Source organism: Planctomycetota bacterium (assembly GCA_039182125.1).
GTDB lineage: Bacteria > Planctomycetota > Phycisphaerae > Tepidisphaerales > Tepidisphaeraceae > JBCDCH01.
This window is the reverse complement of the sequence record JBCDCH010000028.1, coordinates 1-14,824: the sequence shown is the minus strand read 5'-3', so window position 1 is coordinate 14,824 and position 14,824 is coordinate 1. Positions and strand designations below refer to the sequence as shown.

Sequence of the window (14,824 nt, the reverse complement as noted above, 5' to 3'; positions counted from 1 at the left end):
AGCTACGGAGTTTTAGGCCGGGCGTTGGCGACATTCACCATGACAGCCAAACGCCAATGACGCAATAGAAACTGGCACAAATGAGCGACGCGCAATACTTACGCGGTCTTAACACAAAACGAACCGACCGCCTCGGGCGACCGGTTCGAAGAGTTCGTTGCATGGCGTCCGTTGGTCGGACCCACTCATTAGCCGAACGGACCGGTCCCGGGGAGCGGCGGAGCGAACGGGCTTCGCGGGCGCGGGAATCGCTCGGAGAACGGCGGGAGGAAAATCCCGCCACCGCCGACCGGTGCGAACAAGCCTGCGGCATCGCCGCCGGACGTCGCCGAGCCGCCACCGAAACCAACTTTGTCTTCGGCCGTTACGTCGATGGCCACACGCTCCAAGGCGTATGGGTCAAAACTGGTGTCTCCGTTGACCGCTTCGAGGAACGCGGAGTCTGCGGGGCGGTCGATATCGGTGGTACCGAACGAGGCGATGCCCAGCCCTGCAACCACGGCGACCGCCGGGGCACTCAACCACACCCAAGCCGTGGACTTGGCGTAAGTACGCGTTGAGTTAGATGTTTCGTCGTACATGTTGTTTTCTTCCCGGCCGGTCGCCTCCTCAAACGCCTGGGCCGCAATAAGTTCCAAACGGGTTGCCTTGCCGTGGACTCCCCCCGGCAACGATCATCTCCGCCGATATGGCGATGATGGGACTGTGAAATCCTTCCGTGGATACGCAGAGTATCGCGTTGTCGACGCTGGAGATATGGAAAAAATCCAGATTTTTCGCGTTTCCACCGATCGACCCCGCGACGAAACGCCGCTCAAACGCGACGACGGCGGATCAAACCCAGCCCGAGGGTGCCCAGCAAAGCCATGCTGGTGGGCTCGGGAATGGCCTCGATTTCGATCGAGAACGCGTCGTAGAACGCCGTCCCGATCTGATCGTCGCCGTCAGGACCGCCGATGATGTCGCTGGTGGTCACCACGCCGGTCGTCAGCAGGGTCAGTTCGTCCGGCAGTGCAACCGGGCCCGACGCCAACGGCGTCGCGACGCCATCGCCCAGCAAAAACGTCACGGTACCTGTCGCACCGGCATCCGCGTCGATGCGGATGGTGTAGGTGAACCAGTCGCTGTCGCTCAGCGGCACTTCGATGGCCAAGCCATCGCTACCGGTGATGGCGACGAAGTTCCCGCCGGCGAAGAAGTAACCGACTTCGCCCGTGCCGCTCCCGAACGGGTCGGACGCATCGACGCCGAAGCTGATCGTGGTGGGCGCGCCGCCAAGGCTCACGGCGAGCGAGGCACCGAAGAACGGGCCGGTGAGGCCGTCACCGACGTCCTCGACGGTCATGTCCCAAGTCATCCCGACGAAGCGTTGGGTGTTGGACGGGTCGGTGATCGGCACGGAAATGCCGCTGGGGCCGAAAAGACCGCTGCCATCACCGTTGCGGTCGAGTTGCAGGGCCTGCGAGCCTTCCCGGAAGACACTGCCCTGAACGACGGCCGTCGGCGGAACGCCGGCGACGGATTCGACCCAGGTCGCGTCGGGCGAACCGCCGGTCTGACCGACGACGTTGCCGAACACGAAGTCCGGTGCCTCGAAACCCTCGGAGTCATAAATGACTTGGGCGGAGGCGGCGGAACCTATGGAAAGTGTCACTGCGGCCGCTGCGGCGGCGATTTTGGTCATGTTGATCATTTTCGAACCCTCTCGCCCGGCAAGCCTCATCGAAACTCGTCGTCGAACGAATGTTGCCCCCCTCAGGGGCGGAATCACCCCGGGCATCGGACCGACATTTGACACACCGGCTTGCCCGAACTCGTTTTCTCATTCGGACCCCGGGAGCGAAACGGCCTCTCGGCCGACCATTCCCGTTAGCCCCGGAACGATGCGTACGTCGCACCGCACCGCCTCTCCGTTGCCACCCCGGCCTTACCGGCGTGACTTTCCAGGCCCTTCGGACCTGCGTAACAACGCAACGCCGGCGATCCTGTCAGGCCCACACGCATCGAATCCCGATTGCCGACCCGTAAGCGGGGTCGCGGTCTCTCATGTGAAACGTGAATCACGATCACCGAGAAGCAAACGGGTTTGATGTCATGGGGCCCGGCTGGATCGCCGGCGTCGTCTCTCCGAAATTCTCTCCGGAACGGCTTTCCTGCCGCTCTCCAGCCAAAACCTACCGACTGCTACGAGCAGCGTCAAAGTGATTTTTCGCTCAGCCGAGAAAATTCATCCGGAACTGCCCGCCGGACCCGACCGACGCTGCGGCCGTTCGTTGTCCACATGCCAGTCGGCAAAGAGAATGTTGGCCCCCCGCCGGGTCGCTTCGGGGTTCTCGTTCACGCTGGTGCCCGAGATCAGGTCGACCAGGAACGACCGATCGGCGTGGAACGTCTCGAAATCGTTCATCAGCCGCAGTTCCGACGGCGGACGGTTGCGACGCTTTTCGATGTCCGCGAGGGCCATTTGCCAGCGTCGGTGCGTGCCGTCGTCGTCCTGCGAAAAAGCGTTGAGAAACTCGTTGTAGGCATAACTGCCACCCTCACGCTCGAAATAGGTCTCGACATCGGTGGGGATCAGATCGGGATCGACCTGTTCCGTGATGAAGTCGGCCGGACACCGCCAGACCTCGCCGGACTGCAGGAGCGTGTCGTCTTGGTTCAGATAACCGGCCGTGTACGGGGCTAGCACCTCGTAAATGCTGGGGTAGGCATTGATCGGTGTGCCCGCCTCCCGACCGTAGCTCGGCAACGGGTTGACCCGAGGCACGCGTTGATCGCCGTCTTCGAGATACATGACGAAAGCGAGCCCGATGTCACGCAGTTGGGCCGCACAAGCGACCTGGCGTGCGGACCGACGAACATTGCTGAGCGTCGGCAGCAAGATCGAGATCAGCAGCGCGATGATGCCGATCACGACCAGCAGTTCGACGAGCGAGAACCCACGTTGGCGTTTCGTCAAGGAAGACATGGGGTGTCCGTTGGTGAGGGAATCTGGAGTCTCGCGGCCAAGCTACCGGCCACCGCCCGGGCCGCCGCGGCGCCCGCCGAAACCGCCCCGGCCGGGCATTTCGATACCGCGTTCCTGAGCCCGTTGACGCATGGCGGCCATGTATTCGGCCCGTTGGGCGCGAGCCGCCGGGTTGTTTGCCCCGCCGCCACGCCGACCGCCTTCACGGGCACGATCCCGCTCACCGCGTTCGCCCGGCCCCCGCTCGGGCCGGGCTTCGCCGTTGGCCTGCGCCTCTTCCCGACGACGCTGGCGCTCTTCGCGCATCTCCAAAAACTCGTCGAGCTGGGCGTCGAGCACCGATTCCCGCTCCTCGGGCGGGGCGGCGAAGTAGGCATCCTGACGCTTTTGCATCTCCTCGCGAAACATGTTCCGCACGGCGGCCCGACGGGCTTGCGGATCCTCGATCTCGCGGATCTTTTCCATCCGCTCGGGAACGGTCTCGCCCAGCTCCTCAATCGCGGCCCGGCGTTCTTCCTTGGGCAGTTCGCGGAACTCGTCACGGTCCTTGGCCACGGTCGGCACATCCGGCGTCGGCCAAAACGCCCACGCCGCCGCCCCCACGACCAGCACCGCCACCGCGGCTCCGGCGATGGCGTTACGACGTTGGCGGGCCTTCTTTTCCGGGCTCGGGGCGGCAAACTTGATGTCCGATTGATTCATGACGAGGTCTCCAACAAGTGAAACGCCCGGCTGTCCCGGATTATTTCGCGCGATACGATCATTGACCATGACGCTCGCCGACACGCCGCTCACGACCGCCCTCCAAGCCGGCATCGATACCGTTGCCGCCGCGGACCCCGAGATCGCCCGCCTGATCGAGGCCGAGCAGGACCGGCAGGCGTCCACGCTGGAGATGATCGCCAGCGAAAACCACGCCTCGCCCGCCGTGATGGCCGCACAGGGGTCGTGCCTGACCAACAAGTACTGCGAGGGCTACCCCGGCAAACGGTACTACTCCGGCTGCGAGCACTACGACACCGTCGAGAACCTCGCGATCGAGCGGGCAAAGGAGCTCTTCGGTTGCGGCTTTGCCAATGTCCAACCGCACTCGGGGGCCTCGGCCAACATCGCCGTGCAGCTCGCCCTGCTCGAGCCGCACGACACCTTCGCCGCGATCGACCTCTCCAAGGGCGGGCACCTCACGCACGGCTCGCCGGTGAACATCTCCGGCAAGTGGCTCAACCCGGTCACCTATGACCTGGTGCTGGATGAGTCGAAGCCGGACTTCGGGCACATCGATTACGACACGGTCGAAGCGGTCTGCGCCGAGCACAAGCCGAAGGTGCTGATGTGTGGTTACTCGGCGTATCCGCGGGTGATCGACTTCGCGAAGTTCCGCGAGATTGCCGATCGGCACGGGGCGATCCTGTGGGCGGACATCGCACACATCGCGGGGCTGGTTGCCGGCGGGGCGCATCCGTCGCCGTTCCCGCATTGCCATGTGGTGACGACGACGACGCACAAGACGCTGCGTGGGGCGCGTGGCGGGTTGATCCTGACGAACGACGAAGAGTTGGCCAAGAGCTTCAACCGGGCGGTGTTCCCCGGTAGCCAGGGCGGGCCGCTCATGCACGTCATCGCGGCGAAGGCCGTCGCGTTCGGCGAGGCACTTCGGCCGGAGTTCAAGGACTACGCCGCCCAAGTCGTCGCCAACGCCAAGCGGCTCGCGACGGAACTTGTCGGCAAGGGCTACAAGCTCGCCAGCGGTGGCACCGACAACCATCTGCTGCTGATCGACCTGCGCGCCACCGACGCCGAACTCACCGGCAAGGTCGCGGCCGGTTGGCTCGAAGATGCCGGCATCATCGCCAACATGAACACCGTGCCCAACGAAACGCGATCGCCGTTCCAAACCAGCGGCATCCGCATCGGCACCCCCGCCCTCACCACGCGCGGCCTCGTCGAGGACGACTTCGCCACCGTCGCCGACTTCATCGACGCCGCCCTCCGCAGCGGAGGCGACGACGCCAAGCTCGCCACCATCCGCGAAGAAGTCGCCGACTTCGCAAGCGGCTTCGCGATGCCGCACTGACACGGACACGCACACGGGCGACTTCGTCGCGTCCGCTAAACGATCGACTGCATATCGCAATCATCGTTTAGCGGACGCGACAAAGTCGCACCTGGGTCATTCGGTGAAGGGCACGATCCACGAATACCGCTGCGGTTTGTGGCCCGCTTTAACCGGGTTTGATTCGATGTACCCCGTGACTCGGTCGATGTCGTCGACGTCATTCAGATAAACGACCCATTGCCCCCGCGCCCATGGTGTCGGGATACGACCGCGGCGATTTGCGAACGGCTTCATCGGATTGATCCCCGCACGATTGAGAAACGTCGTCGCCCGTTCCTTGAGTTGATCCGCGACGGTCTCGACATCGTGCTCGCAACACCCCGCCAACAAATGCACATGATCCGGCATCACCGCCGCGGCGTGGACGGGGCGACGGTTCTTCTCGACGTAATCGCCGATGCCACGCATGACTTCGCGGGCCTGCTCGCCGTTGAAAGTGACCGGCGGGTATTTCAACGCGGTCTTCGCAAGTTCTCGGGCGGCGCGGTCATGCTTGACGTTCGCGACAGAGCGCGGCGTCTCGGTCTTCGTCGCCGGGCCACCCGCGCGGTACAGCGCAAACGATCGCACGAACGTCGACCACGATCCGCGTGGGTCGTTCGGCAACCAGAAGCCGTACGCCGTGAGGATCAGGTGGTACGCGATGACCATGCAGCGGAACGTACCGCACACGGGCGACTTCGTCGCACCGCTACGCAAACATTCTCATCGCTGAAGAAACTGTGTAGCGGTGCGGCGCAGCCGCCCGTGCTCACGCCGACACGCCGGCGTTGCTGCCGATGCCGGTGCCCGGGGCGGGGATGGGGCTGTGCTGGTTGGTGAGCATGTCGGTCGGGCGGCGCGGGCTTTGGAGCTTTTCGACGGTGAGTCCTTCGGCCCGGAGTAGCGCCGTCTCCACGTACAAACCCACCCGGCCGCGGGTGTAGGTGTCATCCGCGAGCGTCAGCAGGACGTACCCGTTGACGCTGAACTCGATGTAGCTCCCGAACGCGAGCAACTCGACCTCCCACGGCCCGCCGGCGTCGCTGAGCCAATAGCCGGCCTGCAACGTTTCGAAGCGAAACGCGTTCTCGTCGGTCCCCCCCTCGTAAGCGCCCCACGCGCGAAGCTGTGCAACGCCTTTGATCAGGTCGAGCGAGAGGTGGTAGCCATTGGACGTATCGGGGTTGGTGCGGAAGATGAACCCACACTTGCCGCGACCTTCAAGATGGAGCTTGGCCTTGAGACGGAAGCAGTCGACGGTTTCGCTCAGCAGGAACGCCTCGAAACCACCGTCGGAGTCGAAGGTCGCGTAGCCGTCATCGAGGGTGGCACACGCGTGTGGATTGTCGACGAGCGGTTCGAACGGCGTGAGCTCGTGACACGTCATCGTCTGCCGCACCTGCTTGTCGAACCCCTCGTAGGGCGCGAGCTTGAGCCGGCCGTCTTCGGCGACGGTCAACCGCTTGGGCGGTGGCATCAGGTTGCGGGCCCGCAATCGGTCGCTGCCAACGGTGAAGAAGTTCCACACGAGCGGGCCCTTGTCGTCGTAACCGACTCGCGCTGCGTAGTTGCCCTGCGGCAGCAGCACGTTGTCGAAGAAGTTCCGCCACGGACCTTCGAGCGAGTCGGCGTACCAGTAACGCACTTTCACGTCTTCGCGGATGCTGCCGATCAAGTAGTACCGGTCCTCGATCTTGACCAGGCCCGGCACCTCGACGTCGTCGTAGATCCGCGGGTGGTACAACGGTGGTCGAAGCTCGAACCGGCCCGGCTCGACCTCCTCGCTCAGCCCCACGCATCCCCGGCGGATCACCGGGCCGTCCGGCACCCGCGCCGATGTCAGCAAATAGCTCTTGCCCGCATCCGAAAAGAAAAACGGGTCACGCCAGCTCACCCAACGGCGACCTTCGTCCAACGAATCCTCATAATACGGCTCTTGCGCGCACAGCGGAAAGCAACTGTCGGCATCGGCCGCGCTACCACCGTTGCGGCGTTCGTCGGGCGGCCAGTTCACCGGCACCTTTTCCCAGTGATGCAGGTCCTCGCTCACCGCAAGCCCGACGCGTTGGACGTAACCATGGTCGCGGCGCGAGAGCCCGGTGTAGAACATCCGCCAACGGAGCGTGTCGGTGCCAAAGCAGACCGGGTCGATGCTCACGTGCATGGTCCAGAGCATGTCGTCGTCCCACGCGCCCGGATTGCCGATGAACAGCGCGTTGTCGACCCGCCGCCAGTTGAACGCATCCTCGGAGACGGCGTGGGCGATGAAGTCGTGGTTGGGCAGGACCAGATGGAAGAGGTGGTACTGGCCGTCGTGGTACAGCACGTCGACGTCGCCGACGTTTTTGCGAAGAAAGCCGAAGTCGGTGTACATGCGGCAATGACGATAGCGCGGCCACGCATGGTCGTGGCGGTCGTGGTTGTCGCAGGGTAATCGACCGATGAGTCGTTACGCTTGGCCCATGAATCCGCTCGAACGATTCGCCGAGTTGATGGCCGACGCCGCGAAAATCGGCGGCATTCTCGAAAACGCCGTGACGCTCTGCACCGTCGATGCCGACGGCCGACCGTGGGCGCGGACGGTCCTGGTCAAGGATGTCACGCCCGACGCGGTGACGTTCTTCACCAACAAGCAATCGGCCAAGTCGCTCGACCTCGCGGCCAACCCGCGTGCGGTGTTATGCGTCTACTGGCACCACACGCTCAAGCAGGTCCAACTCGCCGGCCCGGTCGAACCCCTGCTCGACGCGGAGAACGATGCGTACTTCGCCACCCGGCCGCGCGGCAGCCAGATCGGTGCGTGGGCCTCCGACCAATCCCGCCCGCTCGAGAACCGACAGACCCTGCTCGACGCCGTCGCCGAACAGACCCGGCGGTTCGAAGGCGTCAAACAGATCCCCCGCCCCCCGCACTGGGGCGGCTACCGCATCCTCGCCGACGAAGTCGAAATCTGGCACGATGGCGAGTACCGCATCCACCACCGCGAACGCTTCACCAAGACCGACGAGGGCTGGGAAATGGGTCTTTTGCAGCCGTGAACGGGACATGCCTGCGTTCTTTTCAACACCGGTTAAAACGACCGTCATTACTTCTCGCTGCGCGAAAGGTCGTATGTCGATGTGACAGAACCCGCCCCCTCGCTCGGCCGAGTGACCGTGACGACGTCGCCGGCAATCTCGACACTGGAACCGAAATGGTCGAGCGGCAGCACCTTTTCCAAGGCAACGATCACCTCGGGACCATCGCCTTCGACGATGGCCTCGACGGTCACAACGCGCAGGATAAGTGTCTTGACGATGGTCATTGTGCCACCGTGATTGATGGCTGCCCGCAAGACGACGCGGTTGTCTGAAAGCACTCCAATGTGGTCGTACCAGATGGTTAGTCGTTCCAAATCGCTCGTCTGGCTGTAAATCAAGTAAGCCGGCCGCATTGAATCAGACACGGGCTCGTCCAGCCATGATGTGAGGTGCAGTGACGTATCGAGCGATACGCTCAACACCTTCGGTGCCCCACCCTTCATAGTGGGCATGAAAGGCTCGATGACCATCGGGTGAATCGGCTCGTCGTCGATGATGAAATCGTCCAAAACGTCTTCGACCAACGCGGCGCGTTGGTCTTTGCCGTCGTGATCGACTGGTGCCACCGAGAACAACAAAAACGCGCAGATAGCGATCATGCGATGGTTCCTCGCTCGGATCAGATGGCGGCCGGGCCGTTAAGTGCTATGTTAATTCCCGCCGATCCTAACCCTGTGGGTCTTGGTCATCGACATCGTTCCAGTAGCCCCACTTCGGGGGTTCACCGTTGGCGGTCGCCGCCTCGTTCAAGGCTGCGACATTATCGCGGGCACGATCGTTCGGACGGCGGGTCCAGTTGCCATTCTCATCCTTTTCACCTTCAAAGTACTGGAAGTACCTTGATTTCTCCGAGTCACGATCACCGTTGCGATGGCTCATCTGCCAAGCCGCATCGCGTAGTCTTCCGTCACGCAATGCGGCGGCCATGCTCGGGAAGTTCGCCATACTGCCGTTGTTAAAGACAAAATCGACGACAGCCTCTTGCACGCCCGCCAGCAGATTAGCCAAGTTCGGCACGGCTGCTAGCGCACGATCGATGTGAAGCTGCAAGTCACGCGAGAATAACTCCTCGATCTGGTCTTGTGTAAGGGTGCGTTCCGGGTCAACACTCCAGTCGTAAATGGGGTCACCGTCTTCATCGAGAATGAGATTTCCGTCGTCGTCCGCTTGAGTGGGGGCAGGTAATCGGTGTAAGGATTGCCCGTCACGTCTTCCAAGGTTTGGTGGCTTCTGTCATTGAAGTGATGACCAATGCCGATCGTCGCATTGCCCTTGGTGTCCCCGTAGGCTTCATGCCCTAAACCTTCCTCATGGATCAAGCGTTGGCGCGTGCGCTCTCTGAACGCTTGGGCATTGTCGATGCCTGCTCCGCCCGGATCAATCGGACCGCCATCAGCCGGCCCTGCGGGAATCGGTGTCACACCCGCATCATCACCCGGCTAAGCGACCAAATCCTCGATCTTCACGGTGGTTTCGCCTTTATACACAAGGGTTTCGGCGTCCACGCGTTCACCGACACGAGCCACAAGCTGCTCCCCTTCCCCATCACCCTCGGTGACGTCATCGGGCAATGAGGCGAGCGAGTAAGTCGTCGAATCCTCGCCGGGTGCGAATGACACAGTTCCACTGGGGATCTGCGTATCTTGGCCGGGCGTGGCCGTGCCGTCAAAGTCCACCTCAAGGGTGAGGGCTTCGTTCAAGTCTCCCGTGCGTGTGATTTCGATCTCGATCACCTCACCCTCGGTGACAACCGCATCGGCGGCTTCAACGAGAATGGCGGCGGCGGTGAGAAGACGGCGATTTTCGAGTGCTTCGAGTCCTTGCATCATACCATGAGTCATCTTTACCGGCCTTACAGTCGTCAATCCCCCGAACAGGTAGGACAAAATCGAACATGGGCTAACTGGAAAAACGGACACGGTTAGCTTCCGCGAGCTCGTTGCAGGGTTGATGCCGAGGACACCGCGCTGACCGACGTCGGGCAGTTAGGCGACGATGCCGGAGATTTTCGGTCGTGCACCGACACGCTATCTGGTAGCGTCACACCGACCCACACCGGAGCCATAATGAAAACTTACATCACCTTTCTCGCGGTCCTTCTTACGTTCGCGTTGGCGATCACGGCATTCGCTCAAGCAGTCACCCTCAAAGTCGGCGATCCCGCGCCGCCGTTGCAGCAGGGTGAGTATCTCAAGGGCGAGCCCGTCACCGAGTTCGAGGAAGGCACCGTGTACGTCCTAGAGTTCTGGGCGACGTGGTGCGGGCCGTGCATCCAGGCCATTCCGCATGTGACCAAACTTCAGCAGCACTACGGCGACGATGTCGTCATGATCGGCCAGAACGTCTGGGAACAGGACGACAGCGCACCGGCACCGTTCGTGCAACGCATGGGCGACGAGATGGATTACCGCGTTGCGCTCGACGACAAGTCGGCCGACCCGGAGGGCGCGATGGCCACGACCTGGCTCCGCGCCGCCGGTCAGAACGGCATCCCCTGCTCGATCATCATCGACCAGCAAGGCATCGTCGCGTGGATCGGTCACCCGATGGCGATGGACGGCCCGCTGGAAAAGATCGTCGCCGGCAACTTCGACGCCGCCGCCGAAGCCGCCAAGGCCGAGCAGTTGGACGCTCTGAACCAAGAGATCGGCCAGGCATTGCAGGCCGGTGACATCGACGGCGCCCTCGCCCACTTCGCCGAACTCGAAGTGCTCTCGCCCGACATGGCACCGCGGATCGGCGTGTTCAAGATGGCGCTGCTCGCCGAGAACAATCGCGAAGCCGAGGCCAACGTCATCGCCGCCGGTTTGGCCGACAGCTCCGACGATCCGCAGGTGCTCAACGAAGTCGCGTGGACCATGGTCGCGCCCGACAGCCTGTTCAAGAACCCGGACTTCGACGTCGCCCTGACCGCTGCCGAGAAGGCCAACGAGTTGACCAACCACGGCGACGCCGGCATTCTCGACAACGTCGCCCGCGTTCACTACCGCATGGGCCACACCGACAAAGCGATCGAGTTTCAGCAGAAAGCCATCGAGGTCAACGACGAACCCGCCCTGATGGCCGAACTGAAGAAGTCGCTCGACGAGTACCGTGCAGGCCAGTAAACAACGCGCTCCGGTCCGCATCAAGCGGCTTAGCGGATGCAGGCTGAGTAACGAACATATCCCCCGTCGCATGAATCATGCGACGGGGGATATTGCTTCTGTGCATTGTGTGAGTTTCGTCCGGCTCGGCTAACGCCGACGTCGGATTCCGAGCAGGCCTGCGGTACCAAACAGCGCCAACGCGCTGGTCGGCTCTGGAACGACAACCGCGTACTGATCGACGACAAAACCTTCACCACTCACGGCGATCTGAATGTCGGCAACCGTACCGACCGCAGGGAAACCCGTGTCAGACAAATCGGCGATAGCCGACCCGGTCAACGCGGGAGACGTGGTGGAGTAGTTAGCCGTCGGCGGTGCGCTACTGCCAAGCACATAAGACATCGTGCCACCATTGATTCCGAAGGCGAACGGGTCAGCACCGTCAGCCGAGAGCCCGGGACCGCCCAGTGAATCGAAGCCGGCGCCAGTCTCAAAGTCCAGCAACGTCAGCGACACGACCGCATCAGTCACATCCAGTGCGGCAGGTTCGCCCGTGGCGGCAAACACGACCGCCGAGGGATCGCTCACGTTAACTGTCAGGATCGTTTGGCCGTAAGACACCCCGGCGCAGGCGAGCATGGCCGCCGCGCAGAAAATCGCGTTCTTCTTCATGTTTCTCGTTTCTCCAAAACTCGTACAAACGTGTGCCGAGGACGTCCCTCGACCTCCGCTTTGAAGCTAGCGAACGAACGCGCGCATAACGGTTTGAATTTGATTAAGTTCGACGACAACATTGACATAAGTATCTATTTAAATGCGACTTACCTTCACATGGCGCACGAAGAAACCGCGAGCGCTCGAGTCGGTTTTCACGACGGAAGCTCAGCCATGTCCAACTGTCGCACGTCGCCAAACGCCTCACTTTTGGCGGCGGCTATGTTGCCTATATGACTTTCGCACGCGAACTGCTCCACCCGCGCGACGCGCTGATGCGCACCATGCAACGCATCTACCGCTACCGCATGACCACCACGTCCGGCGGCAACATCAGCGTCCGCGACACCAACGGCGACATCTGGATCACCCCGGCCCGCGTCGACAAGGGCAACCTCCGCCGCGACGACATGATCCGCGTCGATAGCGATGGTCAGGCCCACGGCCCGCACCCACCGTCGAGCGAGCTGCCGTTCCACAAGGCGATCTACCAGGCCCGGCCCGACCTGCGGGCGATCGTCCACGCGCACCCCGTCGCGCTCGTCGCCTTCAGCGTGAGCAAACAGGTGCCGGACACGCGGCTGTTCGCGAAGAGCTGGTACACTTGCGGCAAGCCGGGCTTCGCGCCGTACGCACTGCCCGGCTCCAAGGCGCTCGGCGACGTGATCGCCAACACCTTCGCCGACGGCCACGACGCGGTCGTCCTCGAAAACCATGGCGTGGTCGTCGGCGGCACCTCGCTTGCTGAGGCGTTCGGCCGGTTCGAAACGTTCGAGTTCACCGCCAAGACGCTCATCAAGGCCGGGCATCTCGGGCCGGTGACCTACCTGACCGACGCCCAGATCGCCGAGCGTGCGACCGCCCCGCAGCCGCTGGCCGAGTTCGACCCCGGCCCGGCGACGGTCCACGAAAAGGACGCCCGCCAACAGGTCGTGGACTTCTGCCATCGCGGCTACCAGCAACGCCTGCTCATCAGCACCGAAGGCTCGCTCTCGGCCCGGCTCGACGGCGACGGCAACCACGACCGGTTCGTCATCACGCCGAGCAACGCCGACCGGCTCACGATGAACGTGGCCGACCCGGTGCTCATCGACGGCGACAAGGCCGAAGCCGGCAAGACCCCCAGCCGCGCTACGAAACTCCACGCGGCGATCTACCGCAAACACCCGGGCGTCCGCGCGATCATCAACGCCAACAGCGTCAACGCCACCGCCTTCGCCATCGCGGGCGAGCACCTCGACTCACGCATCATCCCCGAGAGCTACGTCTTCCTCCGCGACGTGCAACGTCTGACCTATGCACAGGCGACGCACGACCACGACACCGTCGCCGAAACGGTCGGCCTCGACGCGCCCGTGGCCCTGCTCGAAAACGACGGCGTCCTCGCGGTCGGCAAGGACATGCTCAGCGCGTTCGATTGCCTGGAAGTCCTGGAAACCACCGCCGAAGCGATCATCAACAGCCGCCCGCTCGGCGAGGTCAGCCCGATGAACGATACGGCAATCGAGGAGTTGAAGGCGGCGTTTTTCTGATCAGACCCGGGGGAAGGGCAACGTCGAGAAGACGATCGAACTGCAGCAGAAAGCGATCAGCCACGCCGACGAGCCGATGCTCATCGGGGAACTGAAGGGCACGCTTGCCGAGTACCGCGCCGGCCGAGTCGAAGCGTCGATGTCGAACACCGGCAAGCCCCGGTGACTGTGGACGCGTCACGCACGACAATCGCCGGCTTCAATTTGCAACCGCTCAAAGCGTTGCGAAACGGGATTTTTGTTGGTCGTCACCGACGTCCGCGGGTAGAACGCTGGGTAACACCGGGGACGTGACGGATGAATGGATCGGACTGGGGGCAGTTTCTCATCGATGAAGCCGACAAGGCCAAGAACGCCGGACGCACGATCGTCCGGCTGGTGGCCCTGCAACCGGGCGGCTTTGCCGTGGACGACGCAGTCGACCTGGCCGGGCGACGGTTCCCGGTCACGGTCGAGTTGGCCAACATCACGTTCACCGGCCGGGTCGACCTTGCTGAAAGCCGCTTCGACGCCTCGCTGAACGTCGACGCCTGCACGTTCGAGCAGGGCCTGGTGCTGCGCGACGCCCGCATCGACGGCAACTGCCGCCTGCGGTCCTGCGAGTTCGAGGACAAGGTGTACAAGTTCCTCGACTTCCGCCGCCTCCACGTCACCGGCCGCCTCAATCTCGCCTGCAGCACCAGCCACGTCGGCATCGACCTGACCAGCCTGACGTGCGAAGACGAAGTCCGCCTCGACGGCCTCCACGCGACGGCGACGATCAAGAAACGGTCCGACATCGACCTACCCCCCGATGCCGCCCCGGGCCTGCTGCAACACCTCGGCAACTTCATGATCGGCGTCGCGGTGCAGATGCGCGGCGCCGACATCCGCCGTGACCTGCTGCTGTTCGAGATCGACGGCCGCCCGACCAAGCTGACCGGATCCGCCGACTTCCGAGCGAAAGTCGGCATGAGTGTCACGTTTAGTGGTGCGGTTGTGGACGCCGGCAAGGGCTCGAAGGCGGTCAACATGGACGCCGCCGACGTCGGTGGGACGGTATTCTTTCAGAACGGCACCCACCTCACCGGATACGTCGACCTGCGGGCCAAGGTCGGCGGGCATGTCAACTTCGACAATGCCACCGTCATCGCCGAGCCGGGATCAAGGGCCGTCGACATGGGCCGCGCCGACGTAGGCAAGTCCGTCTTCTTCCGCAATGGCACCCACCTCACCGGATACGTTAACCTGCGGGCCAAGGTCGGCGGGCAAGTCGCCTTCGACAACGCCACCGTCCTTGCCAAGCCAGGCTCGATGGCCGTCAACATGAACGCCGCCGACATCAGCGGGTCGGTCTTCTTCCG

The 14,824-nt window shown here is 63.1% G+C and carries 16 protein-coding genes; 5 read left to right on the top strand and 11 right to left on the bottom strand.

Features of this window, described 5'->3' with window-relative positions:
* Positions 1-188: 188 nt before the first annotated feature.
* The 4 genes from AAGD32_09265 to AAGD32_09250 all read right to left on the bottom strand — a co-directional run bounded on the left by AAGD32_09265 (position 189) and on the right by AAGD32_09250 (position 3,670).
* Entirely contained in the window at positions 189-638 is a 450-nt protein-coding gene (locus AAGD32_09265; protein ID MEM8874436.1) for a hypothetical protein, read from the bottom strand.
* A gap of 176 nt (positions 639-814) precedes the next feature.
* Positions 815-1,684, bottom strand: coding sequence for a PEP-CTERM sorting domain-containing protein (locus tag AAGD32_09260; GenBank protein MEM8874435.1), 870 nt, complete (start codon positions 1,682-1,684; stop codon positions 815-817).
* Positions 1,685-2,227: 543 nt separating this feature from the next.
* A complete protein-coding gene (locus AAGD32_09255; protein ID MEM8874434.1) occupies positions 2,228-2,968 on the bottom strand; it encodes a prepilin-type N-terminal cleavage/methylation domain-containing protein in 741 nt (246 codons plus the stop codon).
* 42 nt (positions 2,969-3,010) lie between these two features.
* Positions 3,011-3,670 (bottom strand): hypothetical protein, encoded by a 660-nt coding sequence (locus AAGD32_09250; GenBank protein MEM8874433.1) that lies wholly within the window; start codon positions 3,668-3,670, stop codon positions 3,011-3,013.
* 67 nt (positions 3,671-3,737) lie between these two features.
* Here AAGD32_09250 and glyA point away from each other — a divergent pair, with 67 nt between their 5' ends.
* Positions 3,738-5,042 (top strand): serine hydroxymethyltransferase, encoded by a 1,305-nt coding sequence (glyA, locus tag AAGD32_09245; protein MEM8874432.1) that lies wholly within the window; start codon positions 3,738-3,740, stop codon positions 5,040-5,042.
* A gap of 96 nt (positions 5,043-5,138) precedes the next feature.
* On the opposite strand, the gene AAGD32_09240 is transcribed toward glyA, so the two are convergent.
* Positions 5,139-5,735, bottom strand: coding sequence for a transposase (locus tag AAGD32_09240; GenBank protein ID MEM8874431.1), 597 nt, complete (start codon positions 5,733-5,735; stop codon positions 5,139-5,141).
* A gap of 100 nt (positions 5,736-5,835) precedes the next feature.
* On the bottom strand, positions 5,836-7,440 hold the full coding sequence (locus AAGD32_09235; protein MEM8874430.1) for a glycosyl hydrolase: 1,605 nt from the start codon (positions 7,438-7,440) through the stop codon (positions 5,836-5,838).
* 67 nt (positions 7,441-7,507) lie between these two features.
* Between AAGD32_09235 and pdxH the strand changes: the two genes are divergently transcribed.
* Positions 7,508-8,104 (top strand): pyridoxamine 5'-phosphate oxidase, encoded by a 597-nt coding sequence (gene pdxH / locus AAGD32_09230; protein MEM8874429.1) that lies wholly within the window; start codon positions 7,508-7,510, stop codon positions 8,102-8,104.
* A gap of 47 nt (positions 8,105-8,151) precedes the next feature.
* On the opposite strand, the gene AAGD32_09225 is transcribed toward pdxH, so the two are convergent.
* The 4 genes from AAGD32_09225 to AAGD32_09210 form a co-directional block, all read right to left on the bottom strand.
* Positions 8,152-8,745 (bottom strand): hypothetical protein, encoded by a 594-nt coding sequence (locus AAGD32_09225; GenBank protein ID MEM8874428.1) that lies wholly within the window; start codon positions 8,743-8,745, stop codon positions 8,152-8,154.
* 67 nt (positions 8,746-8,812) lie between these two features.
* Positions 8,813-9,196 carry a hypothetical protein gene (locus AAGD32_09220; GenBank protein ID MEM8874427.1) on the bottom strand — a complete coding sequence of 128 codons (384 nt, stop codon included), beginning with the start codon at positions 9,194-9,196 and terminating at the stop codon, positions 8,813-8,815.
* Positions 9,169-9,567, bottom strand: a complete 399-nt coding sequence (locus AAGD32_09215) for a hypothetical protein (protein MEM8874426.1) — start codon at positions 9,565-9,567, stop codon at positions 9,169-9,171. The genes AAGD32_09220 and AAGD32_09215 overlap by 28 nt, the downstream gene beginning before the upstream one ends.
* Positions 9,568-9,585: 18 nt before the next feature.
* Positions 9,586-10,032: a hypothetical protein gene (locus AAGD32_09210; GenBank protein ID MEM8874425.1), complete on the bottom strand. Its 447-nt coding sequence runs from the start codon at positions 10,030-10,032 to the stop codon at positions 9,586-9,588.
* Between the two features lie 180 nt (positions 10,033-10,212).
* Between AAGD32_09210 and AAGD32_09205 the strand changes: the two genes are divergently transcribed.
* A complete protein-coding gene (locus AAGD32_09205) occupies positions 10,213-11,253 on the top strand; it encodes a redoxin family protein (GenBank protein ID MEM8874424.1) in 1,041 nt (346 codons plus the stop codon).
* Positions 11,254-11,382: 129 nt separating this feature from the next.
* Here the strand turns inward: AAGD32_09205 and AAGD32_09200 are convergent, their stop codons facing one another.
* Entirely contained in the window at positions 11,383-11,907 is a 525-nt protein-coding gene (locus AAGD32_09200; protein MEM8874423.1) for a PEP-CTERM sorting domain-containing protein, read from the bottom strand.
* 275 nt (positions 11,908-12,182) lie between these two features.
* On the opposite strand from AAGD32_09200, the gene AAGD32_09195 reads away from it, so the two are divergent.
* Together AAGD32_09195 and AAGD32_09190 are read left to right on the top strand one after the other, a co-directional pair.
* Positions 12,183-13,481 carry a class II aldolase/adducin family protein gene (locus AAGD32_09195; protein ID MEM8874422.1) on the top strand — a complete coding sequence of 433 codons (1,299 nt, stop codon included), beginning with the start codon at positions 12,183-12,185 and terminating at the stop codon, positions 13,479-13,481.
* Between the two features lie 297 nt (positions 13,482-13,778).
* On the top strand, positions 13,779-14,824 hold a 1,046-nt coding region (locus AAGD32_09190), incomplete at its 3' end, for a pentapeptide repeat-containing protein (protein ID MEM8874421.1).

What these genes read in the sequence shown, in the direction of transcription:
- AAGD32_09250 (MEM8874433.1), bottom strand. Translation starts at nt 3,670, where the DNA reads ATGAATCAATCGGACATCAAGTTTGCCGCCCCGAGCCCGGAAAAGAAG.
- AAGD32_09240 (MEM8874431.1), bottom strand. Translation starts at nt 5,735, where the DNA reads ATGGTCATCGCGTACCACCTGATCCTCACGGCGTACGGCTTCTGGTTG.
- AAGD32_09205 (MEM8874424.1), top strand. Translation starts at nt 10,213, where the DNA reads ATGAAAACTTACATCACCTTTCTCGCGGTCCTTCTTACGTTCGCGTTG.
- AAGD32_09235 (MEM8874430.1), bottom strand. Translation starts at nt 7,440, where the DNA reads ATGTACACCGACTTCGGCTTTCTTCGCAAAAACGTCGGCGACGTCGAC.
- pdxH (MEM8874429.1), top strand. Translation starts at nt 7,508, where the DNA reads ATGAGTCGTTACGCTTGGCCCATGAATCCGCTCGAACGATTCGCCGAG.
- AAGD32_09195 (MEM8874422.1), top strand. Translation starts at nt 12,183, where the DNA reads ATGACTTTCGCACGCGAACTGCTCCACCCGCGCGACGCGCTGATGCGC.
- AAGD32_09225 (MEM8874428.1), bottom strand. Translation starts at nt 8,745, where the DNA reads ATGATCGCTATCTGCGCGTTTTTGTTGTTCTCGGTGGCACCAGTCGAT.
- AAGD32_09255 (MEM8874434.1), bottom strand. Translation starts at nt 2,968, where the DNA reads ATGTCTTCCTTGACGAAACGCCAACGTGGGTTCTCGCTCGTCGAACTG.
- AAGD32_09200 (MEM8874423.1), bottom strand. Translation starts at nt 11,907, where the DNA reads ATGAAGAAGAACGCGATTTTCTGCGCGGCGGCCATGCTCGCCTGCGCC.
- AAGD32_09260 (MEM8874435.1), bottom strand. Translation starts at nt 1,684, where the DNA reads ATGACCAAAATCGCCGCCGCAGCGGCCGCAGTGACACTTTCCATAGGT.
- glyA (MEM8874432.1), top strand. Translation starts at nt 3,738, where the DNA reads ATGACGCTCGCCGACACGCCGCTCACGACCGCCCTCCAAGCCGGCATC.